This window comes from Clostridioides sp. ES-W-0018-02, from assembly GCF_020658175.1.
In the GTDB taxonomy this organism is placed as follows: Bacteria; Bacillota; Clostridia; order Peptostreptococcales; family Peptostreptococcaceae; genus Clostridioides.
The window spans coordinates 494,338-518,995 of record NZ_JACVVY010000001.1 but is presented as its reverse complement, the minus strand read 5'-3'; the positions used below and the strand labels follow the sequence as shown (position 1 = coordinate 518,995).

24 protein-coding genes are annotated in these 24,658 nt (G+C 26.9%); 21 read left to right on the top strand and 3 right to left on the bottom strand.

Translation table 11 applies throughout. The annotated features are described in order from the left end of the window. Positions 1 to 64 precede the first annotated feature (64 nt). The 5 genes from IC219_RS02450 to IC219_RS02430 all read left to right on the top strand — a co-directional run bounded on the left by IC219_RS02450 (position 65) and on the right by IC219_RS02430 (position 5,759). A complete protein-coding gene (locus IC219_RS02450) occupies positions 65 to 709 on the top strand; it encodes a TetR/AcrR family transcriptional regulator (protein WP_227830557.1) in 645 nt (214 codons plus the stop codon). Positions 710 to 854: 145 nt separating this feature from the next. After that, a complete protein-coding gene (locus IC219_RS02445; RefSeq protein ID WP_227435151.1) occupies positions 855 to 1,526 on the top strand; it encodes a response regulator transcription factor in 672 nt (223 codons plus the stop codon). Between the two features lie 2 nt (positions 1,527 to 1,528). After that, a complete protein-coding gene (locus IC219_RS02440) occupies positions 1,529 to 2,437 on the top strand; it encodes a sensor histidine kinase (RefSeq protein ID WP_227435152.1) in 909 nt (302 codons plus the stop codon). Positions 2,438 to 2,520: 83 nt separating this feature from the next. After that, positions 2,521 to 3,207 (top strand): ABC transporter ATP-binding protein, encoded by a 687-nt coding sequence (locus IC219_RS02435; RefSeq protein ID WP_227435153.1) that lies wholly within the window; start codon positions 2,521 to 2,523, stop codon positions 3,205 to 3,207. Next, a complete protein-coding gene (locus tag IC219_RS02430; RefSeq protein WP_227823941.1) occupies positions 3,204 to 5,759 on the top strand; it encodes an FtsX-like permease family protein in 2,556 nt (851 codons plus the stop codon). Before IC219_RS02435 ends, IC219_RS02430 begins: the two co-directional genes overlap by 4 nt. 139 nt (positions 5,760 to 5,898) lie before the next feature. Here the strand turns inward: IC219_RS02430 and IC219_RS02425 are convergent, their stop codons facing one another. After that, entirely contained in the window at positions 5,899 to 7,098 is a 1,200-nt protein-coding gene (locus tag IC219_RS02425; protein ID WP_227435155.1) for a coenzyme F420-0:L-glutamate ligase, read from the bottom strand. Between the two features lie 118 nt (positions 7,099 to 7,216). Here IC219_RS02425 and IC219_RS02420 point away from each other — a divergent pair, with 118 nt between their 5' ends. Both IC219_RS02420 and IC219_RS02415 read left to right on the top strand, forming a co-directional pair. Continuing rightward, the gene (locus IC219_RS02420) at positions 7,217 to 8,104 is read left to right on the top strand and encodes a LysR family transcriptional regulator (RefSeq protein WP_227435156.1); all 888 of its coding nucleotides are present in this window, start codon (positions 7,217 to 7,219) and stop codon (positions 8,102 to 8,104) included. Positions 8,105 to 8,358: 254 nt separating this feature from the next. Continuing rightward, positions 8,359 to 8,913 carry a GNAT family N-acetyltransferase gene (locus IC219_RS02415; protein ID WP_227435157.1) on the top strand — a complete coding sequence of 185 codons (555 nt, stop codon included), beginning with the start codon at positions 8,359 to 8,361 and terminating at the stop codon, positions 8,911 to 8,913. Positions 8,914 to 9,081: 168 nt separating this feature from the next. Here IC219_RS02415 and IC219_RS02410 read toward each other — a convergent pair whose 3' ends face one another. Further along, entirely contained in the window at positions 9,082 to 9,942 is an 861-nt protein-coding gene (locus IC219_RS02410) for a YitT family protein (protein ID WP_227830556.1), read from the bottom strand. A gap of 503 nt (positions 9,943 to 10,445) precedes the next feature. Between IC219_RS02410 and IC219_RS02405 the strand changes: the two genes are divergently transcribed. From IC219_RS02405 to IC219_RS02380, 6 genes are all read left to right on the top strand, one after another. After that, positions 10,446 to 11,852 (top strand): sensor histidine kinase, encoded by a 1,407-nt coding sequence (locus IC219_RS02405; RefSeq protein ID WP_227830555.1) that lies wholly within the window; start codon positions 10,446 to 10,448, stop codon positions 11,850 to 11,852. A 241-nt stretch (positions 11,853 to 12,093) separates the two neighbouring features. Continuing rightward, positions 12,094 to 14,574: an FtsX-like permease family protein gene (locus IC219_RS02400; RefSeq protein WP_227830554.1), complete on the top strand. Its 2,481-nt coding sequence runs from the start codon at positions 12,094 to 12,096 to the stop codon at positions 14,572 to 14,574. 16 nt (positions 14,575 to 14,590) lie between these two features. Continuing rightward, complete coding sequence (locus IC219_RS02395) at positions 14,591 to 15,280, top strand: ABC transporter ATP-binding protein (RefSeq protein WP_227830553.1); 690 nt, start codon at positions 14,591 to 14,593, stop codon at positions 15,278 to 15,280. 343 nt (positions 15,281 to 15,623) lie between these two features. Continuing rightward, the gene (locus IC219_RS02390; RefSeq protein ID WP_227435162.1) at positions 15,624 to 15,944 is read left to right on the top strand and encodes a Fe-S cluster assembly protein HesB; all 321 of its coding nucleotides are present in this window, start codon (positions 15,624 to 15,626) and stop codon (positions 15,942 to 15,944) included. 139 nt (positions 15,945 to 16,083) lie between these two features. Continuing rightward, positions 16,084 to 16,728, top strand: a complete 645-nt coding sequence (gene trmB / locus IC219_RS02385) for a tRNA (guanosine(46)-N7)-methyltransferase TrmB (RefSeq protein WP_227435163.1) — start codon at positions 16,084 to 16,086, stop codon at positions 16,726 to 16,728. Between the two features lie 148 nt (positions 16,729 to 16,876). Then, positions 16,877 to 17,608: a hypothetical protein gene (locus IC219_RS02380; RefSeq protein WP_227830552.1), complete on the top strand. Its 732-nt coding sequence runs from the start codon at positions 16,877 to 16,879 to the stop codon at positions 17,606 to 17,608. Between the two features lie 146 nt (positions 17,609 to 17,754). On the opposite strand, the gene IC219_RS02375 is transcribed toward IC219_RS02380, so the two are convergent. Then, the gene (locus tag IC219_RS02375; protein WP_227435168.1) at positions 17,755 to 18,033 is read right to left on the bottom strand and encodes a hypothetical protein; all 279 of its coding nucleotides are present in this window, start codon (positions 18,031 to 18,033) and stop codon (positions 17,755 to 17,757) included. 270 nt (positions 18,034 to 18,303) lie between these two features. On the opposite strand from IC219_RS02375, the gene IC219_RS02370 reads away from it, so the two are divergent. The 8 genes from IC219_RS02370 (at position 18,304) to IC219_RS02335 (ending at position 24,531) form a co-directional block, all read left to right on the top strand. Then, positions 18,304 to 18,750: a hypothetical protein gene (locus IC219_RS02370; protein WP_227435171.1), complete on the top strand. Its 447-nt coding sequence runs from the start codon at positions 18,304 to 18,306 to the stop codon at positions 18,748 to 18,750. 268 nt (positions 18,751 to 19,018) lie between these two features. Continuing rightward, on the top strand, positions 19,019 to 19,471 hold the full coding sequence (gene accB / locus IC219_RS02365; RefSeq protein ID WP_227435173.1) for an acetyl-CoA carboxylase biotin carboxyl carrier protein: 453 nt from the start codon (positions 19,019 to 19,021) through the stop codon (positions 19,469 to 19,471). Positions 19,472 to 19,486: 15 nt separating this feature from the next. Next, positions 19,487 to 20,848 carry an acetyl-CoA carboxylase biotin carboxylase subunit gene (gene accC, locus IC219_RS02360; RefSeq protein WP_227435176.1) on the top strand — a complete coding sequence of 454 codons (1,362 nt, stop codon included), beginning with the start codon at positions 19,487 to 19,489 and terminating at the stop codon, positions 20,846 to 20,848. A 14-nt stretch (positions 20,849 to 20,862) separates the two neighbouring features. After that, on the top strand, positions 20,863 to 21,717 hold the full coding sequence (gene accD, locus IC219_RS02355) for an acetyl-CoA carboxylase, carboxyltransferase subunit beta (protein ID WP_227435179.1): 855 nt from the start codon (positions 20,863 to 20,865) through the stop codon (positions 21,715 to 21,717). A 20-nt stretch (positions 21,718 to 21,737) separates the two neighbouring features. After that, complete coding sequence (locus IC219_RS02350; RefSeq protein ID WP_227435182.1) at positions 21,738 to 22,682, top strand: acetyl-CoA carboxylase carboxyltransferase subunit alpha; 945 nt, start codon at positions 21,738 to 21,740, stop codon at positions 22,680 to 22,682. 188 nt (positions 22,683 to 22,870) lie between these two features. After that, positions 22,871 to 23,131, top strand: a complete 261-nt coding sequence (locus IC219_RS02345) for a stage V sporulation protein S (RefSeq protein WP_003424039.1) — start codon at positions 22,871 to 22,873, stop codon at positions 23,129 to 23,131. 153 nt (positions 23,132 to 23,284) lie between these two features. Then, positions 23,285 to 23,656, top strand: coding sequence for an ACT domain-containing protein (locus IC219_RS02340; RefSeq protein ID WP_227435185.1), 372 nt, complete (start codon positions 23,285 to 23,287; stop codon positions 23,654 to 23,656). A 29-nt stretch (positions 23,657 to 23,685) separates the two neighbouring features. Then, positions 23,686 to 24,531 (top strand): hypothetical protein, encoded by an 846-nt coding sequence (locus tag IC219_RS02335; RefSeq protein WP_227830551.1) that lies wholly within the window; start codon positions 23,686 to 23,688, stop codon positions 24,529 to 24,531. Positions 24,532 to 24,658 lie beyond the last annotated feature (127 nt).

Here is a 24,658-nt window from a genome sequence, read left to right as displayed (position 1 = left end):
AAATCTTATTATAATAAATGTATGGACAATTAATATAAATTGATAAAGAAAGAAGTGAATTTATATGTCAAGAAATAAACATTCTGACAAGATGAGAAGTCAGATATTAGACGTTGCGTGGAAAATATTCGAAGAAAATGACTATGATGATGTAACTATGCAACAAATTGTGGATACTCTTGATATATCTAAAGAATCTGTATACTACCATTTTAAAGATAAAGAACTCCTGTTCGAAGAGATTATATCAAGTAATTTAAAAGTAGAGATGGAAAATTTAAAGTTAATATTAAATAATCCTAACTTTACGATTAGAGAAAAAGTGTCTGAATTTATCTTACACATATCTAGTTCAGAAATAAGGAAAAAATTGATTGATTATATGTGCCTCCAAAAAAAACCTATCTTATTTATAAAGAGTATAAGAGCATCTACGCTTGAAATGACCCCTTTACTATCTTGCTTAATAAAACAAGGTGTTGAAGAAGGCATTTTTAAAACTGATTATCCAAACGAAATGTCTGAAGTATTTATAATATTAATAAATATTTGGTTAGACCCAGTATTGTTTAATGAGAGTACAGAAAAACATTTCAAACGTATTGAGTGTCTTGCTAATTTATTAAGTGCAAGTGGTGTACATATTATAACTGATAATGATTTAAAATCAATTAAAGCCTTTTATAGAGAATGTTCTAAAGGTGAATAGTCTATAAATAAAAAACTGTAACTAGATTTGAGAAAAAACAAATTTAATTACAGTTTTTTTAGTAAAATAGGTGTATCAATATATTTTTAACAAAAGATAAGAAGAAATACTATTTTAAAAGTTTAAAAATAAAAGGAGTAGAAAATTGAATTTATTAATTATTGAAGATGATACAAACTTAAATGAAGGTCTTTTTTATGCTTTTGAAAGTGAAGGATTTAATGTTTTAAAAGCTTATACAAAACAAGAGGGCTTACATATATTTAATAATAAAAATATAGATTTTATAATTTTAGATTGTAACCTTCCAGACGGAAATGGATTTGATATATGTAAGCAAATACGAGAAATGTCAGATATTCCAATTATAATGCTTACTGCAAGAGATTCAGAGATTGATGAGGTAACAGGATTAGAAATAGGTTTAGATGATTATATCACAAAGCCGTTTTCTTTGTCTGTATTAAAAGCGAGGGTTAAAGTAGCAATAAGAAAAAAATCAAATAATAAAGTGCTGTATTCTAATGGTATAAGATTAGACCAAAAGTTATTAAAGGTGTATAAAAATGAAGTAGATTTGGAACTTAGTGCTGTAGAATATAAGCTTATTAATTATTTAATTGAGAATAAAGGACAAATATTATTGAAGGAACAAATTTTACATCATATATGGGATAGTGAAGAAAATTATGTTGATGAGAATATTATATCTGTAAATATAAGAAGACTTAGAATGAAGGTAGAGGATAATCCATCTAATCCAAAGTATATAAAAACAGCTTATGGAATGGGCTATCTATGGAATGAGGTGGAATAAATATGTTACTATTATTTGTTGCAATATGTATGATAATTATAGCTATAATAACTATTAAAAAAAGTCAAAATACATGTGACGAATTAAGTCTAATGCTAAATCAATTATTGGAAGGTAAAGAAATTTCTTATCCAGATACAAAAGATACAAGAATATCAAAAATTTCTTACCAAGTAAAAAAAGTTAAAGATATGATAGAGATAGAAGTAGAGCAGTCAAAATCAGAAAAGGAAGCAATTAAAAGTTTAATTTCAAATATGTCACATCAATTAAAAACACCACTTTCAAATATTACCATTTACTGTGAACTTTTAGAAAATAGTAATCTTCCTACATCAAAAAAAGTAGAATTTTTACAAAAAATGAAAAATCAAACTTTTAAAATTGACTGGTTATTAGAGTCTCTATTTAAGATGACTAAATTAGAAGATGGGGTTATCAAATTTGAAGCAGAAGAACTACTAATTAAAGACACTATTGTTCAAAGTATTAGTACTGTTTTTAATAAAGCAGAATCTAAAAACATAAAAATAAATTTAGAAATATTTTCAGATATAAAGTTATTTCATAATAAAAAATGGACTATAGAGGCAATTGTAAATGTCTTAGAAAATGCAATAAAATATTCACCATCAAATAGTATGATTACTATTTCTGTAGAAAAAATGGAACTATATACTAAAATTATAATCAAAGATGAAGGAATAGGCATTGATGGTAAAGAATTGAACAATATTTTTAAACGATTTTATAGAGGTAAAAATGTTGAAAATCAAAATGGTACAGGAATTGGTCTTTATCTTACAAGATTAATTTTAGAAAAAGAAAAAGGGAATATTATAGTAGAATCCAAATTAGGAAGTGGAAGTTGTTTTAGTATCTTCTTACAAAATTGTAAGAGTTTAAATTAACTTTGTAGGATGGGTGTAATTATCGTCACTTACAATATCTTATAAGAACTTATATTTTAAGTTATGTTGAAAGGAGAAATAAAATGAGTATATTAGTGACGAATCATTTAGTAAAACATTATGGAGAATATGAAAACAAGGTCAATGCACTAAATGGGGTAAGCATAGAAATTGAAAAAGCTACATTTACTGCTATAGTTGGAACTTCTGGGTCTGGTAAAAGTACATTATTAAACATTATAGGTGGGTTGGATAGCCCATCATCAGGAGATGTAATAATTAAGGGTAAAAACATATCTAAATTAAGAAAAAAGGATTTGACTGTATTTAGAAGAAGGAATATAGGTTTTATATTTCAAAATTACAGTTTAATACCAGTATTAAATGTCTATGATAATATTGCTCTTCCTGTTACATTGGATAAAGGAAATTATGTAGATCATAGCTATATTGAAATGTTAATGAATACATTAGGTATTTGGGACAAACGTCTAAAATTTCCAAGTGAACTTTCTGGTGGACAACAACAGAGAGTAGCAATTGCTAGAGCCTTAGCAAATAAACCTGCACTTATACTAGCTGATGAACCAACAGGAAATCTCGATAGTAAGACTACAATGGAAGTAGTATGTTTACTAAAAGAAAGTAGTGCAAAATTTCACCAAACAATACTTATGGTAACACATAATGAAAATATAGCACAAATATGCGATTCTATCATACATATTGAAGATGGAATTGTAGTAAATAATGGTGGTGAAATACTATGATATCTTTAATGAAGTTTGCAATTCAATATATTAAACATTATAAAAAACAATCTATATCTATAATCTTAAGCATCGTACTATCGGTAGCCTTATTGACAGGAATTGGTTCTTTAGTAAATAGTGCAAATAAAAGTAAAATTGAGAAAATAAGAGCGGATAATGGAGATTATCATTTTTATTTTAAGGTAGATAATAAACAACTACAAAAAATTAAGAAAAACAAAAAATCAAATGAATACACTGTAAATAGACTTGGTATCACAAATACTAAAGGTTCTATAGATGAACCTTTCATTATGAATTTTTTAAATGTGGATTCATCTTATTTAGATATGACAGGTAGAAAATTATTGAAAGGAAAGCTTCCTAGCAAAGAAGGAGAAATAGCACTTGATACCTATTCATTAAATAATTTAAATATAAAAGAAAAAATTGGAACAGAGATAAAATTAGACGGAAAAACTTATAAGTTATGTGGGATTTTATCTGATATTTTAAATCCAGAAACTGCTTTAGAGGGTTTTGTAGATAGTTCTACATTTTCTGAAGAAAATGGTAATTATATGGTTTATGTAAAATTTGATGAAAATAAAAATATAAAAAAACAAAGTGCTAGATTTATGAGAGAATTTAGTATATCGAAAAAAAGTTCCTATGTAAACTGGAATTTATCAAGTGAATTTGGTGTAAAACCTCCAATAACTTTTGAAAGATATAGTGTATTTCAATTTTTAAATTCTTTAAAATTAAATACAAATGCAATTGTTTTGATTATTGGAATATTTAGTGCAGCAGCAATATATAGTATTTTCCATGTTTCGATACTTCAAAGAATATCACAATATGGCGCTTTAGAAGTGTTAGGTGCTAATAATAAGCAACTTTTACTACTCTTGTTTTTAGAATTATTTTTACTTTTCATCATAGGTTTTCCTATAGGATGTATTTTAGGCATAGGAGTAGCTTCAACAATACATCAACAATTTCCTCATATATTCTTAGGTAGTGATATTATTCCAGGGTCATTTTTTATAAGTGAAAAATCTATTTACTTAGGATTTTTGTTTTTAGCATTATTGTTAATTTTAATCACTGTACGAGTTGTATATAAGCTAAGCAAATATTCTAGTATTGAGTCAATGAAAAATTTTGAAGTTATTAGTAAACAGAATAGAGAGATAAAAAGTATAAAGTTTTCTAACATGACAGCAGTATTATCTCATAAATATATGACTCAAAAAAAAGGAATGTTTATAGGGATTTTGTGTTCATTAGCACTTGGGGGAATTATTTTTCTATGTTCTAGCTATTCTATACAACTTACTAGAAATAATAACGAGCTTACAATGAAGGCTGATGATGGTTTAAATTCTGATTATCAAATAGCTATGCAAACAACTGATTTTGATATAGGAATACCAAAAGATAAAATTTCAAGACTAAACGAAGTAGAAGGTGTATCAAGTATTCACCCAGTAAGGTATTTTTTTGGCGGTATACACATTAGAGATGAACAATTACTTTGGAAAAATTTCTTTAAACCTCTTGAAAAAGATTACAGAATAAAGAATTTTTTCAATGGAATTTGCACTAAACAAAGTGATGGGGGATACCTTTTAAAGACAAATATCTATGGATATAATGCTAACATGTTAAAAGGATTAAATCCTTATATTATTGATGGAAAAATTGATAATTCTGACATGGTTAAAAATAATAAAGTGATTGTTAGACTTCCTATGGATGGTACTGGTATATATGGTGCAGTTGACATAAAGCCAGGAGATACTATCAAAGTTAAAGTGCCAAAAACAATGAAACCTACTGATGAGACTATTAAGTTTAAAGAAGAAGATAAAAATGATTATACAGTAAAAGAATTTGTAGTTGCTGCTACTGTAAAACGTGTAATGGCAAATAATATATACTTTATTGGCGATTATGGCATGGATATAGTTATGACAAATGAACAAATGGAAAGTAATTTTAATATCATAAATTACAATATGGCCAGTATAAAAAAGACGAAAGAAAGCAATAGCATGGAAGTAGCTAAAGAAATAAAAAATGTTATACATAATATAAAACGATGTATTGTGACAGATTATACTATTGCTATTGAAAAAAATAATATTTATTTAAACCAGAAATTATTGTTTATATATGGTATCGTATTTGTACTTCTAAGCATAAGTTTGTTTCATATTATCAATACAGTGAGTTATTTAGTTTTTTCACGAAGACATGAATTTGGAATTTTAAGAGCTATGGGAATCACAGATAATAAGTTTTTGATTATGATGATGAGGGAAGGTTTTTTATATGGACTATATGCAAGTATTATAATGGTAATTGGAAGTATTATTGGGCAATCTATGATTTATTTTATAGTAAAACGCGTATATTTATATATAAATCCAGTTTTCAATATAAATATGTCTCTATATGTGGGTATGATTATTTTAAATATTACTATTAGTATTGTTGCAGTTATCATTCCAGTAAAACAAATATTAAAGAGTGATATTATTTCAGAAATAAATAGAGATTAAAATTCTTAATAAAGATTAATAAATTAAACTATGTAAATATTAAATAACCTCTTAATTGATATACAGTAAAGTTATGTCAATTAAGAGGTCTATATTAGTTTTTAATCTAAATAAATTACATAAAATGCTTTAAAATATATTATTTTGTATAGTTATCAAAATAACCTTGTATGTAAATAATAGGAGTACCTTTATCTCCACTTCCAGAAGTTAAATCTGCTAAAGAACCTATAAGGTCTGTAAGTCTTCTTGGAGTAGTACCTTGAGAAACCATATTTCCTGTTAAATCATCAGATTTATTATCTTTTTCAACTATGTATTTTGAAATTGCTTCTTTTAACTCATCTCCAGATAAGTCAGCAAAATCATTATCAGCTAAATATTTTAATTTCACCTCATTTGGAGTACCTTCTAAGCCTTTTGTATAAGCAGGAGAAACTACTGGGTCAGCTAGCTCCCATATTTTCCCTACAGGGTCTTTGAACGCTCCATCTCCATAAACCATTACCTCTACATTTTTACCTGTAATTTCTTTTATATTGCTTTGAATTTTATTTACAACTTCATCACAATTTATAGGGAATAATTTTACAGTTTCTTCTGTAGCTTTGTTTGAACCTAAAAGTCCATATTGGTCATTATACCCACTACCATCTACACTTGATGTCATTATATCATCAAGAGAATATACCTTTTTAGCACCATTTTGATTTAAAATTCTCTTTGTTCTTTGTCTTGTATGTATATCACAAGTTAAAACACTTGTTGTGTAATTAAGTATAGTTTTTGGGTTGTTAGCAAAAACTATTTCTACTTCTGCACCACACTCTTTAATTAAATTTTTATAATAATCAACATAATCAACACCAGTAAATGTATGTTTATTATATCCAAATAGTTCTCTATATTTTTCTTCTGTTAACACATCTGACCAAGGGTTTATTCCTTTGTCATCAAGTTCATCAATACTTATCAAGTGATTTCCAACCTCATCAGAAGGGTAGCTTAACATTAATACAACTTTTCTACATCCTTTTGCAATACCCTTTAGACATATTGCAAAACGATTTCTACTTAAAATTGGAAATATAACACCAACAGTATCATCTCCAAATTTATCTTTTACATCTTTCGCTATATTGTCAACATGAGCATAGTTTCCTTGTGCTCTAGCAACAACAGCTTCTGTAACAGCAATTACATCTTTGTCTCTAACTTCAAAGTTTTCACTCTTTGATGCATTTAAGACAGAATCAACAACTATTTTAACTAAGTCATCTCCTTGTCTTATAATAGGTGCTCTAACACCTCTTGAAACAGTTCCAACTAATCTATCCATTATTTAAAATCCTCCTAAAGAATTAATATTGTCATATTAGTACCATGTATATTATAATTCAAATATAATCATAAGTAAAATAAATAATACTAATATTTGATATAAGGAGTAGTTATGTATGAACGTAAAACTTGAATTATATAAAGTTTTCAATGCAGTTGTAAGTCATAAGAGCTTTTCTGTTGCTGCCAAAGAATTATTTATGTCACAGCCAGCTGTAAGCCAATCAATTAAACAATTAGAAGAACAATTAGATACTATATTATTTTATAGAAATAATAAAGGTGTAAAGTTAACTCCAGAAGGGAAAATTTTAAGTGAACATGTTGCTACTGCATTAAACTTAATCGCATCAGGTGAAGATAGAATAAATAAATTTAAAAAATTGGAATATGGTTCATTAAAAATTGGAGTAGGAGATACAGCAGCACGTTTTTTTCTATTAAAGTATTTGGAAATTTTTCATAAGAAATACCCACATATACATGTATCTACAATAAATAGAACTAGTAGAGAACTTATATCCTTACTTAAAGATGGTAATATTGATATAGCAATCATAAATATGCCAATAGAAGATGAAACATTAAATATCGTTGAATGTATTGAGATACATGACATATTTGTATGTGCAAATGATTACATAGAATACAAAGGAAAGCAAATATCTTTAGAAGAATTAAATTTGTTACCTTTGATAATGTTAGAAAATAAAGCAAATTCAAGGCTTTATGTAAATGAATATTTTTTATCAAAAGGTATAAAACTAAACCCAGATATAGAATTAGGCTCTCATGAATTACTTTTAGAATTTGCATATATAAATCTTGGAGTATCTTGTGTTATAGAAGAATTTAGCATAGATTACTTAAATAGTGGAAAATTATTCAAATTAGACATAAAAGAGCCAATACCTAAGAGAAGTATAGGTTATTGCCATTTGAAAAATATCTCTTTATCACTAGCAACAAAAGAGTTTTTAAGTATGATATCTAATAATATGTAAGTTTATATTTGGCATTTCTAAAATAAGTTTAATAAAAATAAATTAAAAAGTACCTACATATACATGTATCTTACAATAAATAGAACTAGTAGAGAACTTCTATTATTACTAATAATGTTGTAGATTTGAGAGATTTATAATAAGCTAATTTTTATTAAATTAGAAATAAGGTTAATTTGAGCACATTTATATAATTAATATCGTATTTTAAATATGAACAGTATATTAGATTAATGTATAAAGGGGGATTAGAAATGTCTGATTCTGAATATCCTCAAATGAAAACCTTAGAAACTAGAAACTGCATACTAAGACCTGCATCATTAAATGATACTGAGGATTTTTTTGATTGTTATAAAAATAAAGTAGTAGTAAAACATTTACCATTTAATGAGCATAAGTCTTTAGAAGACACAAGAAAATTTATAAAATCATTTTTTTTAAATCCATATAAAAAAGGAAAAATAGGTCACTTTGCAATAGTGTACAAAAGAGATAATAAAGTTATTGGGAATATGGGGTTTAATAATATAAATCCAAAGGCATTGGAAGCTGAAATTGGGGTATGTATTAATCCCAATTACTGGGGTCATGACTTTGCTACTGAGATAACTAAAAGAGTAATACAATATGGATTTAGAGAACTAAATCTAAATAAAATCATTGCGATAACCTATGAGGAAAATGCGAATTCTACAAAATCATTAGATTTATTGGGTTTTAAATGTGTAGGAAAATATATCAAAAAAATTCATACTGGAAGCACAATAAAAAATGTCCCATGTTATCAGTATGAATTGAAAAAATAATGAGTATTTAGTGTTCTAATAAATGTTAGATAAAAACAATGCCAAAATCATATTATATCTACTAAAAAGGTTTAGTATATTAATTAATATACTCACACTTTAATATGATATGATTTTGGCATCTATAAGTTATTAAAAACTATATAAACAAAGTTATAAAACAACTTATTAATTTTCTAAGTTTTTAAATCCTTCTCCAAGAACCTCATGTACATCTGTAACAATAACAAATGCAGTAGGGTCAGTCTTTTTAACTAATCTCTTAAGATAAAGTTCTTGCTTTTTAGAAACTACAACAAGTAGTACTTCCTTGTTTTCTCTAGTGTAACCACCTTTACCATCAAGAATAGTAAGACCTCTATCAAGTTCTTTTGTTATGGCTTGTCTTAAACTTTCAGGTTCTTCAGAAATAATAAAAAATGCTTTTGAATGATCAAATCCTTCCATTATCATATCTGCTATTTTTATTAAGACACAAAGTGCTATCCCAGAGTAAAGGCCTGTTTCTATACTACGATTTACTATACCAGAAGATATAACGACCATTCCATCTAAACAAGACATAAATTTTGTAGCTTTTATCCCTGGAAACTTTTTACTAAGTATAAGTGCAATTAAATCTGTTCCTCCAGTAGAAGCATCTGATTTAAACATTATTCCTAAACCTATCCCAACTAAAATTCCTCCTGCAATAGCTGATAGTAGTAAGTCATCAGTTAATCTCAATTTTGATAGTGGGTCTGTCAATTGGACTATAGCAGAGAATACTATTGTCCCAAATAACGTTTTTAATGAATTTTTTGTACCCATAATTCTGAAAGCAAGTATTACTAATGGAACACCTATGATTAACATGATAGCTGATACTGGAAGCCCTGTAACTTTATTTAACACTAAAGATAGACCACTAAGCCCTCCAGGAGCAATTGTATGTGGTTTTAAAAACATATTTATACCAATACTCATTGATATACAACCAAAAAATAACCCAAGCATTTCAAGTAAAATTGGCGACTTTTGTTTTTTCATATAAACACCTCCATGAACTTGTCACAATTTAATATTATAACATATTTGACCAGTTTATATTATATAAAATTTCTTGACATAAGCAATTTCAAGTGTTTTATTATTCTTAATATTTGTGAAATATTTCCAAAATACATGATTTTCTGTCATTCTTCTAACACGATTATTTTTTAGTGGAAATTTTTTATATGTTATAATTTTTAATTCTTTTATTAAAGTATCCCCTATAAAAGTGGTTCTATGATATGCTTTTCTATTTTCATTAATATACACATATTATTTTGTATCCAGATTTAGATAGTTTAATATTTAATAAGTAATTTTAAACTGTTTTATATATCATCACTGTTTTGTATATTGTTACAGTGCTTTATTAAATAACAGATAACTTGATAATATAAAACTATACACATATAATTTAAGATAGTATCATATTTAATAAGATTTACCTTAAAAATAGTTAAAAAACACAAATATATAAGTTTTGGAAAAGAGTTGATTAAATGCGTAAGTCTGGATACAGGACAATACTTTACTCGTACATTATTTTTTTCTTAGTGCTTTTCTGCCTGGCTTTAACTGCAATAGGAATTTTCTTATCACTTATTAATGTTCAGCATCCAAATGGAAAAAGCATACGTAGTGACTGGCCTCAAAATTTTATGGAAAGTTTTACTGAGCAAATTATATTTATAGATAATAAACCACAAATAAAACAATCTGGTTTGGAAAAACTTCGGGAAAATCAATTATGGATACAAATCTTAGATAGTTATGGAAATAGAGTTTATGGATTTTCAGAACCAAAAAATCATAAAAATCATTATTCTAATTCTGAGTTATTGGAATTAGCCAAGAAAGATACTTCAAATGCTGATACTGTATACTTGAGTACTATTAAAAATAATGAGGATGAATTTATTTATATTATACACTTTCCACTTAATATTTCTAAAGTAACAATGTTTTTTGATGGGACTAAATTTATAGGTGGAAAACCTATTGTGCTTTCAATAATAGGTATTATATTTTTAATAGTTTTAATTTCTGGAATTGCCTATGGATATTGGGTAACAAAATTTATTTCACGAATCACGTCTTCTGTTAGTGATATTGCAAAGAGAACATATCTTCCAACCAAAGCGAAAGGAGCTTTTGCTGATGTCTATGATAGTTTGAATACTCTTAATGAAGAAATTCATATCAGTGATGAAATGAAAAAGAAAACAGATATTATACGAGAAGAATGGATTTCAAATATAACTCACGATTTAAAAACTCCCCTTTCGCCAATAAAAGGATATGCAGAGATACTTGTAGACACTGATAATATTCTTTCATATGAACAAGTACAGAAATACGCTTCTATCATGCTTAAGAATATAGAATATACAAATACACTTATTAGCGATTTAAAGTTAACATATCAATTAGAAAATGGTATCATTCCGTTGAATAAGCAAAATAGCAACTTGATAAGGTTTTTGAAAGAGTTAGCTATTGATATTTTGAACTATCCAGAATATGGAACTAATACAATTGAATTTGACAGTAACATTGACAATATTAAATTTACTTTTGATTCTACACTTCTAAAGCGTGCATTTAGTAATCTGATTATTAATGCTTTTATGCATGGAAGCCAAGATACCAAAGTTTCTTTGAATGTAATGATATATGATAAAATTAATATAACTGTTTTAGATAATGGGAAAGGAATGACAGAGGAGGAAGTATCAAATTTATTTAATCGTTATTATCGTGGCACTAATACAGAACAAAAAACAGAAGGAACTGGTTTGGGATTGGCAATAACAAAGCAAATTATTGAGCTTCATAGAGGAACTATCTCGGTTGAGAGTATTTTATCTTTAGGAACTACATTTCATATTTCCTTTCCTATCAATTAAGGTTAAATAAGGTTAAATAAAAGATATATTAAGGTTGATAAATTATCATATTTATATGGTAGTTATCAACCTTTTATTATTTAGGAGGAGACTTAATTTTAGGAGGAAATTTAATGAAAATAAAAAATTCTATGATTATCATTACATAAGTAAAAGCTTTTTTATCTGACTCTATTTACGGAGTATTAATTAGCATTAAGAAACTTTAGAGTTACATTAAATCAAGAAAGTAGGTGTAAATTTGAAAATTATATTAAAATATATCCTAACAAATATTAAAGAACGAAAAATAAGAACAGCAGTTATGTTGCTATCCGTAATTTTATCAACAGTTTTACTTTTCGTTTCCTTTTCAATTGGATTGTCTTATGAAAGTGCACAGAGAAAAATGGCAAGAGGTATGGCTGGGACTGCAACAATAGCTGTTCAAGGTACAGGTTCAAATAAATTAATTAGTTTAGAAGATATACCAGATTTACATTCCATAAAATCAAAAGTCGGAATATTAGAAAGCTCTGCTGTTTATCATGAAGATGGATATTATGAATCATTCGATATTATAGCAGCAGATTTACCACAACTAAACAAAATTAATAAACCACGATTGGTAAATGGAAATAATATCACTGATTTTTCTGGTGATAAAATTATTCTTCCAGACCGTTTCACATCAAAATATAAAATTAAAAAAGGTGATTTAATCACTTTACAAATTTATAGTAAGCCTTACACTTTTGAAGTGGCTAATATTGCTGCATATGACACAGTCTTTTTGAGACATACAAGAGGGGTAAATGCATTAATACCTAAAGACACACTATCCAAAATTTTAAATAAAGAAAGTGGATATACAAAAATTTTGATAGAGCCGAAAAACGACATAACAACAGAAAATTTGATAAATGAATTATCAGAAAAAATTTCAACTAAAGAATATAAAGTATCAAATACTGTAAATGAAACTCAGATAATTGCAGATGCTAGACAGAAAACAATGCCATTTTTCCTAATAAGTTTTTTTGCATTAACTATGAGTATTTTTATTATATATAGTAGTTACAAGGTAATTACATTAGAGCGTCTTCCAATCATTGGAACATTTCGAAGTATTGGTGCTAATAAAAAAACAGTAACTAATATTTTACTATTTGAAAGTATATTATATGGAAGTATTGGAGGGTTACTTGGAATTCCGATTGGTATAGTTGTTTTAAATTTTATGCTTCATGGTCTTGGTAATTCTCTTGAACAAGGTATATCAATTCCAACAGTAATATCTCCAATAGTAATTATTTCTTCTTTTGTAGTAGCGATAATTGTTTCTTTACTTAGTTCATATATACCTATAAAAAAGACTAGTAAGTTATCAATAAAAGATGTTGTTTTGGGAACGGCGGAAGAAAAGAATATTTCAAATCGTACTATATTTTGTATAGGTTTTATAGTACTTTTTTTATCTATTCTACTTCCAAGGATAACAACTGAAAATACTTTGTATTTAACTGGAGGATTTTCGTTATTAGGACTAATTGTATCTACCATTATTCTAATTCCTATTTTTACTGATACTATGTCTACAGTATTTGAATTTATTTATGAAAAGATTTTAGGAAATGAAGGTAAATTAGCTGCCAGAAATATGAAGAATAATAAAAATATCACACAAAACATTACATTACTATTTATAAGTATTTCTGCTGTAATTGCAATAAGTGTTGTAGGAAGTTTTGTCAAGACATATATAGGCGATGTATTTCGTGATGCCAAGTTACAGGGATTCGCAGATGGAAATATGAATCAAGAATTTATTGAAAATGTTAAACACATGGATGGAATTAAAAAAGTTTTACCTATCTATGTTATGAACAATGAAATATCTTGTGACAGTATAAAATTTTCAAGAGTAGAAGCAACTGATAATATAAAATCATATAGTTCTATGTTTGCAATAAATTATACTAATTCTCATATGAAGGAAGTAGCAATTAAATCTTTTGAAAAAGAACGCTCTATTATTTTAAATGAAGATACACTTAAAAAAACAAGTTTCTCTGTAGGGGATAAAATAATTGTATCTGATGGTGATAAAAAGGTTTTTTACACAATAGTTGGAAGTTTTAAATCTCGCGCAAATGATGTAGAAGCTGTTATACCATCTCGTTATGCAGTTAGTGATTTCGATAAAACTACATATGGATTTTTAGCTTACACAGCAGTCAATCCAGATGTGATTATGATTCAGATAAGAGATTTATTTGGAGATACATCTAATTGGAGTCGTACTGTTGAGGAATTCAACAATGACTCTTTAAATACTATAAATAGCTTTTTATCTCCTATGAATAATATGACCTATTTTATTTTACTGCTTGCTACAGTAGGTATAATTAATAATCTATTGATAAACTATATTCAAAAGCGACGTTCTATAGCTATGTATAAATCTGTAGGACAAAGTGATAAACAGAATATTAAAATGACTTTAATTGAAGGATTTACATCAGGTTTATTTGGTGCTTTTATTGGAGTATTAATATCTATATTAGAAATTCAGACGATTTTCATAGTTGCAGGACCAAAGATTTCAATGACACCAGATTTAGATTTTAAAACATTCATTTTTGTTGGAATGTTAGGTATTACGGTAACATTAATCGGTTCAGTAGTACCAATTATAAAAGGAAAGAAAATGAAATTAGTAGAAGAAATTAAATTTGAATAAAAATGGAGGATAACACATGAAAGCAAGCTATAAAAGTATAGCAATAGAAGCAAAAAATATTATTAAAGAATTTAAAGTTGATAATACAACTACTAAAGTTTTAAAAGATATATCTTTACAGGTGATGAAAGGTGAGTTCGTTTCTATTATGGGACAATCTGGTTCTGGCAAGAGTACTCTTTTATATATTTTAGGTGGGCTAGATACTCCAACAAGTGGAAAAGTATATATGAATGGAACAGATATATCACATTTCAATGACGATAAGATGAGTATAATACGTCGTAGAAATATAGGGTTTGTATTCCAATTTTATAATTTAATACCTAATTTAAATGTTGAAGAAAATATTATGCTACCTCTATTACTAGATGGGAAAAAAATGAATGATTACAAAAATCAATTAAACGATATTTTGGAAATTGTTGGATTATCAGATAAACGTAAACATATTCCACGTAAGTTGTCAGGTGGTCAACAACAACGTGTTGCAATAGCACGTGCATTAATAGGAAAACCAGAGATTTTATTTGCTGATGAACCTACTGGAAACTTAGACAGTAAGACAGGAGCAGAAATAATGCAATTACTCCGTAAAATAAATCAAGAAGGTGGTCAAACAATAATTATGGTGACTCATTCACCTGAAGCTGCTGGAAGTAGTAATCGTATTATTACAGTTCTAGATGGTGTAATAGCAGAATAATTAATAGATATATTTTGGTAATTTTTACATAATAATTTTAAATATTCTTAAAGATTTCAAGTCTTTTTAGATTGTATAATTTTTATATATATGAATTAGAATATGTTAAATGTGTTATAATATTAAGACAATGAATAAAAAATTATACTCTATGTAAATTATTTTATTTATTGTTTATTAAACATATTATTAGGGTATTTATTTAAGACAATAAAATATTTAAAAGTCTAAGTAATAATTGGTAGAAGTTTTGGCAAAATATACAAAAACTAATTGATTATATACGTTATATGGGTATATAATAGATATTGTTTTAATAAAATACTTGAAAGGGAATGATTTGATGAAAATTACTTTACCAGAAACAGCTATTGATACTTTAAAAAGTATCTTAAAAGACAATCAAGATAAACCTAACAATGTAAGAGTATACTTTGCAGGTGTTGGTTGTGGAGGTCCTTCTTTTGGATTAGCTTTAGATGAGAAAAAAGAAGATGACTTAACTTATGAAGTCGGAGAATTACAATTTGTGATGAGCTCTGATGAATATAGTCAATATGGAGATATAATTATAGAAGATACAGGATTTGGATTTAGAGTAATTCCAGAAAATATGAAAGATCAAGGTGGAGGAGGATGCTCTGGTTGTTCAGGGTGCCACTAGAATTGATTTTTTAGTATATTGAGAACTCTCTTTGATAGAAATAATTTTCTATTCTAAGAGAGTTCTTTTTATTTTTAAGTAAGATAATGTATAATAAAAAATGTATTTTACTAATTTTTATATGTAAGGAGAATTTATTGTGAGAAGAAGACGAAAAAAAGGTGCAGATGAAAAACTTTTAAGTTATACAGAATATGTCTTAAGAGAAGATATAGACAAGTTAAAGGGCAAATGGAGTATAAAATTTGGAAATGATAATCCAATACATGTTGAATTTGGAACTGGAAAAGGTCAATTTATTACAACCTTGGCCAAGCAAAATCCTGATATAAACTATATTGCTATGGAATTAAAGGAAGAAGTACTTTTAAAGGCTGTTGAAAAAGCTGATGTTTCTAATTTAAATAATATATTATTTTTATGGGCTGATGTAAGTGATATTCTAAATTATTTTGAATCTAAAGAATTATCTAGGATTTATATAAATTTTTGTGACCCATGGCCAAAAAATAGATGGAGTAAAAGAAGACTTACTCATTCTGGATTTTTAGAGATGTATAATAATATTTTAGAAGATAATGGAGAAATTCATTTCAAAACAGATAATGAAAAATTATTCGAGTTTAGTTTAAATGAAATTGCTGCAAATAATTGGCTCTTAAAGAACATTTCTCTTGATTTAAGCAGTAGTGAGTATAAAAATAATGTTACAACAGAGTATGAGGATAAATTTATGTCACAAGGAATGCGAATATTTAGATGTGAAGCTAAAAAACGTAACTAGTAATATGTTTATAAGTTTAATAGTAGAAATTTATTCTAATTTATATTAATAAAGTGTACGAAAGTAGGCATATATAACAAGGAAACAGAGCCCTCTCATAGAAATTAATTTACTATGTAAAAAATTTTGTTTTATGTGGGAGGGTGCTATGAATTTAGCTAATTTAATACCATTTCTTATTTCTGCGACGGCTTTAAATCCAATAAATTCAAACGATAAGATTTTAAGTGAAAACCAACTTAAAGATATTTTTCCTGATGCTAACCTGAGAGCAGTTGTAAAGCGATATGTAAATCCAGATGAAATGACTATAAGTAATATAAAGGCTTTGGATGGTGAATTTTATGCAACTGGAGAAAATATTTCAAATTTAAAAGGTATATCATATCTTGAAAACATAGACAATTTTATTTTTTGGAACAATAACATAAAGGAACTTCCTAGAGAAATACTAGGTCTAAAAGATATGGACTCAATTAATCTTGCAAATAATTATTTAATTAATGATAATACAGTTAATTCTCTTTCAAATAATGGTGTAGATGTAAATTGTGATTTGAATTTTATTGATACAAAAGATAATCAATATAAATTAGATTCTAAATACCATAATATTGACATATCAAAAGGCGAGAGTATTGATTTGAGAAAAATAGTTACAAAGAAAATTGATAGTTATTACAAATACTGGGAAGTAACTAATAGCCTTCCGAAAGATTTAAACTTTGTGGTATCTGTAAGTGATAAGAGTATACTTTCATGTAAAGATATGATTGTTAAGGGTAATAATAAAGGGCAAGCAGTAGTGAAAGTTATACTAAATGACAAAGATGATTTAAATACATCTCAAGAAGTTTTAATCACTGTAAATGTAAAATAACATAAAATAAAGTGTATATTTATACAACTTATTTAATTATTATATTTTTAATTTTAATATTAAATCAAAACAAAGGTTGCTAGTAACAAGGCACTAATATTAATGTTTTGTTACTAGCAACCTTTAGATATCTATAAATAGATTATCTAAAAAATCCCATTTCTTTTGTTAGTAGACCATATTCCTATTAAAATTATCAATGAATATACTATATACAAAACTATTCTTATATACTGAACATCTAGTCCAAAAAACTCAATATTACTTTGTGAGGTATGCAACATCACAAGTACTGCAGATATACCAATAAGCAAAGGATTAATTACTATTTGCTTATCAGTTCTTAAAATCATTATTTTTCCCATCCAAATTATCGATAATATAAAAAATAAAACTTTAAGACCAAACTCTAATGTATCTACCAAAGCGAAAACATCCCTTCATTTATAATAAATTTTTCAGCTTAATCAAATATAAAACCCTAATATAACCTTTTAAACTTGTACTAAATCCATATGAGATAATTTAATTAAGTTCTATAAAACTTTATCTACATTAATATATACTACACTATACTTTGCATTTCTTAAATATAAATTATTAAAATTAATAAAATTTTGTTCATGAGTGTATAAAGATATATTTCATTATTTAAATGCATATCATTATATATACAGTTTTAGGAGGCGAGGTATATGGAATCTAAATTTTTTAATTGGTACACTCAATCCTTAGGAGGAACTTTTGGTATTATATCATGTATATGTGCTTATTTAAATGGATATATGTTTGTTTATACAAATAGTGCTAGCAGTTACTTTGAAAGTATAGGATTTTTAGGAATAATTTCAAGCTATGTATTACTTCCACTTTGTATGCTAACGTTGGTTTTTGGAATTATACGTTCTTATACTCCAGATACATCTGATAAAAGTATTTTTGATATACCATTTTTTACTTTAAATAAACGATTGATACTTGTTACAGTAGTTTTTGGATTTATTGGTGCTAGATTTTATTTTATAATTCCTGCAATTTTAATGACTTTTAACTTATATAGTAGTATTTTAATCACTAAATTAAAAGATATACTATATAAAAACAAAGAAAATGATACTAATATGAAAGAAAGCGAAGTCTAAATTGCATAATTTTGGTATTTGTCTTAAAAATTCCCGAGGTATTAATTTGTATTTTATTGTATTTTGCAAAATATATTGAATTTTATTCATTTTATACTTATAATTTATATTAATAATGGAAAATTAAAACAAAAGAATTTACTGGTTGTTAATTTAAAATTAAAATATATCTGAATGTGTTGATTCTATAGTCAGCACTTTTTCTTTTATAAATTTGCTTTTTGTGATATAATATTAGCACCAGGTAATAATACAAGGGGGTAACAACATGAACATCAATGAAATTAAGGAATTATTAAAGGTCATAGACTCAACTAACTTAGAATATGTAAAGCTTGAAAGTAGTGATTTTAAATTAGAAGCATCTAAAAAAACTGAAGTTACAAGCTCACCTGTTTTAAGTGTACAACAAGAATCGGTAGTAGATCTTTCTTTAGAAAAGCCATTTGTAAACGAGGAACCTGTAGTATCTAATGAGAATTTATCAATAGTAGTAGCTCCTTTGATGGGGACATTCTATGATTCTCCAAGTCCAGATGCAGAAGGTTTTGTCAAGGTTGGCGATGTAGTTGAAGAAGGTGACACTTTATGTATATTAGAAGCAATGAAGCTAATGAATGAAATAACAAGTGAAATTAAAGGTGAAATAATTGAAGTATTAGTTGATAATGAAGAACTAGTAGAATATAATCAACCTTTATTTAAGATAAAACCATTGTAGTAGGAGGTATTTAAGTTGATAAAAAAAATACTAGTTGCAAATAGAGGTGATATAGCAGTTAGAATCATCAGAACGTGTAAAGAACTAGGCATAAAAACTGTCGCTATCTATTCTGAAATAGATAAAGATTGTTTTCATAGATATATAGCTGATGAATCTATTTGCATAGGGCCAAACAATATAAGCAAGAGTTATAATAACATAGAAAATATTATATACCTTGCTCTTAAATTAAAATGTGATGCTATTCATCCAGGTTTTGGCTTTTTATCAGAAAACCCTGAATTTGCAAAACAATGTGAAGAGAATAATATTATTTTTATAGGTCCAACAAGAGAACAAATGATTTTGATGGGAGATAAATCTAGAGCGAGAGAAACTATGATGGAATTAAATATCCCTGTTGTTCCTGGTTCAGAGTCTGTTTTAAAAACTAAGGAAGAAGCTTTAGAAGTTGCAAGAGAAATTGGCTATCCTGTTATGATAAAAGCCTCAAGTGGAGGCGGTGGAAAAGGTATGAGAATCGTTAGAAAGGAAGAAGAGCTTTTTTCAAATTTTGATATGGCAAGTTCAGAAGCTTTAGCAGCATTTTCTAATAGCGATTTATATATGGAAAAATTCATAGAAAATCCTAGACATATAGAAGTACAAGTATTTGGTGATAAACATTCAAATGCAATACATTTAGGTGATAGAGATTGTTCTATGCAAAGAAGAAATCAAAAAGTAATAGAAGAGTCTTTAAGTCCATACCTTTCAGATGAAGAAAGAATAAATCTTCATAAAATTGCAGTGGATATAGTAAAAGGTGTAGGTTATATTGGTGCTGGTACTATTGAATTTATAGTTGATAAAGATAAAAACTTTTATTTTATAGAGATGAATACAAGAATACAAGTTGAACATCCAGTCACAGAGATGGTAACAAATCTTGACCTTATAAAACTTCAAATATCTATAGCTAATGGAGAAGAAATACCTTTTAAACAAGAAGATGTTGTTTTTAGAGGTCATGCTATTGAGTGTAGAATAAATGCTGAAGATTCATCAAATAATTTTGCTCCATCACCAGGTAAAATAGAGTCATTAAATTTACCTGGAGGTTTTGGCGTTAGATTTGATACTTTTGTATATACAGGATATACTATACCACCTTTATATGATTCTATGATAGGTAAATTAATATGTTGGGCTGAGACTAGAGAAGAATGTATAAATAGAATTTATAGAGCTCTAGATGAAATTATTGTAGAAGGTATTAATACAAATGTAGAATTCCAAAAGGCACTTGTAACAAGTGAAGAGTTTAGAAAAGATACTCATCATACCAAATTTATAGAAGATGTCTTTATGAAGAAAGAATTTGCTACATTATAAGGAGTAAATAGATTATGATAAAAAAATTTTTATCATCAAAAGAATCTAAGTATGTTACGATTTCTTTAGATGACAACTTTAAAAAGAATAGTGTAGATGATAAATTTTGGACTTATTGCAAAGGATGTAATAGTCATGTATTTAGAAAAGACATAGAAGAAAATTCATTTGTATGTCCAAAATGCTCAAGACATTATGGTTTAAGAGTTCGAAATAGAATAAATTTATTGATTGATAAAGGGACTTTTATGGAATTTAATTCTGATATAGAATTTCAAAATCCATTAAACTTTCCTAAATATAAAGAAAAAGTAGACTCTTATAAGGAAAAAACGAATGAGTCAGAAGCTGTTGTCACAGGTTATGGAAGATTAAATGGAATTAAAACAGTTATTTGTGTAATGAATCCTGATTTTATGATGGGAAGCATGGGTTCTATTGTTGGAGAAAAAATAACTTACTCAATAGAATATGCTGCCAAAAACAATTTACCTATAATTATTTGTTCTGCTTCAGGAGGAGCTAGAATGCAAGAAGGTATGGTATCTCTTATGCAAATGGCAAAGACTTCTCAGGCACTTGCTAAGCTTGAAGAAAAGTCATTACCATATATATCAGTTTTAACTGACCCTACTACTGGAGGCGTAACTGCTAGTTTTGCTATGCTTGGAGATATTATAATTTCTGAACCAAATACATTAATCGGTTTTGCAGGACCAAGAGTAATAGAACAAACAATAAATCAAAAACTTCCTGAAGGATTTCAAACTTCTGAGTTTTTACTTGAAAAAGGTTTTATTGACATGATAGTAGATAGAAGAAAAATGAAGGAAGTATTGTATCAAATTCTTGCTATGCACAAGAAATAGGGCATAAAGGAGGAACTGTTTTGATTGAAAATAATAATGATAAAATAAAAGTCTTGGAAAATGATATCAAACAATTAATAGCTATTTCTGAGGCAAATAACATAGATTTAAGTGATAAAATAAATTCCCTTAATGAAAAATTAGCAAAGCTTAGAGAAGATGCCTTTTCACATCTATCACCATATGAAAAGGTAGTGTTAAGTAGAGATATAAAAAGACCTACAACTTTGGAATACATAGAACATATTTGTTCTAATTTTTTAGAGCTTCATGGAGATAGGCTTTATAAAGATGACCCTTCTATAGTTGGAGGAATAGGGCAAATAGGAAAATTCAATGTTACTATAGTTGGTCACCAAAAGGGAAGAGATACTAAAGAAAATATAAAAAGAAACTTTGGTATGCCTCATCCAGAAGGATATAGAAAAGCGTTAAGACTTATGAAGCAAGCTGAAAAATTTGACAGACCGATAGTGACATTTATTGATACATCAGGAGCATTTTGTGGCCTAGAGGCAGAAGAAAGAGGACAAGGAGAAGCTATTGCAAGAAACTTACTTGAAATGAGTAAACTTTCTGTTCCAGTAATTACCTTTGTAATTGGTGAAGGTGGTAGTGGAGGAGCTTTAGGAATTGGAGTAGGCAATGATGTGTGTATGTTAGAACACTCGGTTTATTCTGTAATTTCACCTGAAGGTCTTTCGAGTATCTTATTTAAAGATTCATCTAAAGCAAAGGAAGCTTGTGATGTTATGAAACTTACAAGTAATGATTTATATGATTTAAAAATAATAGATAAGATTATAAAAGAACCTCTTGGTGGTGCACAAAAAGATGTAGAAGCTGTTTCAAAGGAAATGAAGTCTTATATTTTAGAAAGATTAAATCATTATAAAGATATGCCTAAAGAAGAAATAATGTCTCAAAGGTATAATAAATTTAGAAATATTGGAAAATGCTTATAGAATATAAAGAAATTTGTAGATTTTTCATTATAAAATGGTTTTAAAAAATAAAGGTTTTCTTAAATCTATTATAGAAGTATATTTTTATAAAAGTATACTTTAAATGATGATTGTAATTAGTAAATGGCAATTGTGATTTAGTACTTTAGGTAATGGATACTTTAACAAATTAACAAGGAGATGTTGAAATGGAAGTACTAAAAGTTTCATCAAAATCTAATCCTAATTCTGTAGCTGGAGCTTTGGCTGGAGTACTGAGAGAGCGAGGTATTGCAGAAATACAAGCTATAGGAGCTGGAGCTCTAAATCAAGCAATAAAATCAATTGCAATAGCAAGAGGATTTGTTGCACCTAGTGGAATGGACTTAGTGTGTATTCCCGCATTTACTGATATAGAAATCGAAGGTGATAAGAAAACTGCCATCAAACTTATAATTGAACCTAGATAATATATCTTTTTGTTAGAATTTAATCAAGTTTTAAAGGTTGACTATGGAAATGATGTCCTGTAGTGAACCTTTTTTACTTCGATATATTTTATTTTATATAAATTTTAATGTATAATCTTAATTAAACAAATAAGTTTGAAGGAGATGTATATTATGAAATTAAAACTATTTTTAGAAGAGTATGCAGTATGTAGATTAAATAATAACAGTAAAATACCAACATGGATAGATACAGAAAAATTTTACTCTATAACTAAAACTGATGATGAATTGAGCATTGTATGTTCAAATAACAATATTCCTTCTGATATTAAGTCAGAAAAAGAATGGAGAATACTTAAAATCTTAGGCCCTTTAGATTTTTCACTTATAGGAATTTTATCTAAGATAAGTGGGTTATTAGCTGATAATAAAATAAGTATATTTGCAATTTCTACATATGATACAGATTATATTTTAATCAAAGAAAAAGATATAAAAAATGCTTGTAAAATTTTAAACTGTAATGGATATGAGATAGAGTAGTTGAATACTTAAATGCGAGGTCATAGTTTATGATTCATATAGTTGAGATTTTTAAAATAAGTATAATAAATATCTTTTGTTTTATAGGAATATTTATTGTATTTGGATTGATTTTTAGTATTATAGAAAATTTAAATAATAAATATATCTTTTTATCTTTTGGAAAAACTGGTGTCATTGTAACTGGAGCTATAGGAACTTTTGTACATGAATTGAGTCATTTAATAATGTGTTTGATTTTTATGCATAAAATAAATTCAGTAAAATTCTTTAGACCAATTGAAAGTAAAAATGATGGAGTATTAGGATATGTAAATCATAGCTATAAAAAAGATAATATTTATCAGAGTATAGGAAATTTCTTTATAGGAATCGCTCCAATTATAGGTGGAACAATGATAATTATTTTACTTTTTAGAATACTATTACCAGATAGCTATATTAAAATAATACAAAGCATAGATTTAAGGTTATATGTAAGTATGATTAATAACTTTAATATAGCAGGTTTTACACAGATTATTTTAGATGATATTTTTAATTTTGTAAAAATAATATTGTTAACGCCTGATATATATTCATTAAGATATTTTATATTTATGTTTTTAATGTATTCAATTTCCACTCATATGTCACTTAGTAGTGCCGATTTAAAAAGCAGTTTAAAGGGTTTGAGTTTTATAGTTATAATTATATTTGCAATTAGTTTAATTATATACTTATTTGGGCTTAATAGCTTAAATATTTCTAATTTAATAGTGAAGTACAATATATTTATAAGTTTTTTTATGACAATAGGTGTTATTTTTTCAATAGTAACTCTCATAATATCTTATATTTTTAGTTTGGTAAGTCCATTTAAAAATTTTAATTAAGATATTAAATCTTATACTATTTTACTTTCATTGAAAAGATAGTAAAATTCAAAATTGAAAGAGAGTTTAATAAAACATAAAATTTCTCAATATATTTTAGTAAATACTTATTAAGTATATATTGAGA

Coding starts and splice junctions, on each gene's coding strand:
- accB (WP_227435173.1), top strand. CDS start 19,019: ATGAACATCAATGAAATTAAGGAATTATTAAAGGTCATAGACTCAACT.
- IC219_RS02335 (WP_227830551.1), top strand. CDS start 23,686: ATGATTCATATAGTTGAGATTTTTAAAATAAGTATAATAAATATCTTT.
- IC219_RS02345 (WP_003424039.1), top strand. CDS start 22,871: ATGGAAGTACTAAAAGTTTCATCAAAATCTAATCCTAATTCTGTAGCT.
- IC219_RS02380 (WP_227830552.1), top strand. CDS start 16,877: ATGAATTTAGCTAATTTAATACCATTTCTTATTTCTGCGACGGCTTTA.
- IC219_RS02415 (WP_227435157.1), top strand. CDS start 8,359: ATGTCTGATTCTGAATATCCTCAAATGAAAACCTTAGAAACTAGAAAC.
- IC219_RS02435 (WP_227435153.1), top strand. CDS start 2,521: ATGAGTATATTAGTGACGAATCATTTAGTAAAACATTATGGAGAATAT.
- IC219_RS02340 (WP_227435185.1), top strand. CDS start 23,285: ATGAAATTAAAACTATTTTTAGAAGAGTATGCAGTATGTAGATTAAAT.
- IC219_RS02440 (WP_227435152.1), top strand. CDS start 1,529: ATGTTACTATTATTTGTTGCAATATGTATGATAATTATAGCTATAATA.
- IC219_RS02410 (WP_227830556.1), bottom strand. CDS start 9,942: ATGAAAAAACAAAAGTCGCCAATTTTACTTGAAATGCTTGGGTTATTT.
- IC219_RS02395 (WP_227830553.1), top strand. CDS start 14,591: ATGAAAGCAAGCTATAAAAGTATAGCAATAGAAGCAAAAAATATTATT.
- IC219_RS02425 (WP_227435155.1), bottom strand. CDS start 7,098: ATGGATAGATTAGTTGGAACTGTTTCAAGAGGTGTTAGAGCACCTATT.
- IC219_RS02420 (WP_227435156.1), top strand. CDS start 7,217: ATGAACGTAAAACTTGAATTATATAAAGTTTTCAATGCAGTTGTAAGT.
- IC219_RS02370 (WP_227435171.1), top strand. CDS start 18,304: ATGGAATCTAAATTTTTTAATTGGTACACTCAATCCTTAGGAGGAACT.
- IC219_RS02450 (WP_227830557.1), top strand. CDS start 65: ATGTCAAGAAATAAACATTCTGACAAGATGAGAAGTCAGATATTAGAC.
- IC219_RS02405 (WP_227830555.1), top strand. CDS start 10,446: ATGCGTAAGTCTGGATACAGGACAATACTTTACTCGTACATTATTTTT.
- IC219_RS02390 (WP_227435162.1), top strand. CDS start 15,624: ATGAAAATTACTTTACCAGAAACAGCTATTGATACTTTAAAAAGTATC.
- IC219_RS02430 (WP_227823941.1), top strand. CDS start 3,204: ATGATATCTTTAATGAAGTTTGCAATTCAATATATTAAACATTATAAA.
- accD (WP_227435179.1), top strand. CDS start 20,863: ATGATAAAAAAATTTTTATCATCAAAAGAATCTAAGTATGTTACGATT.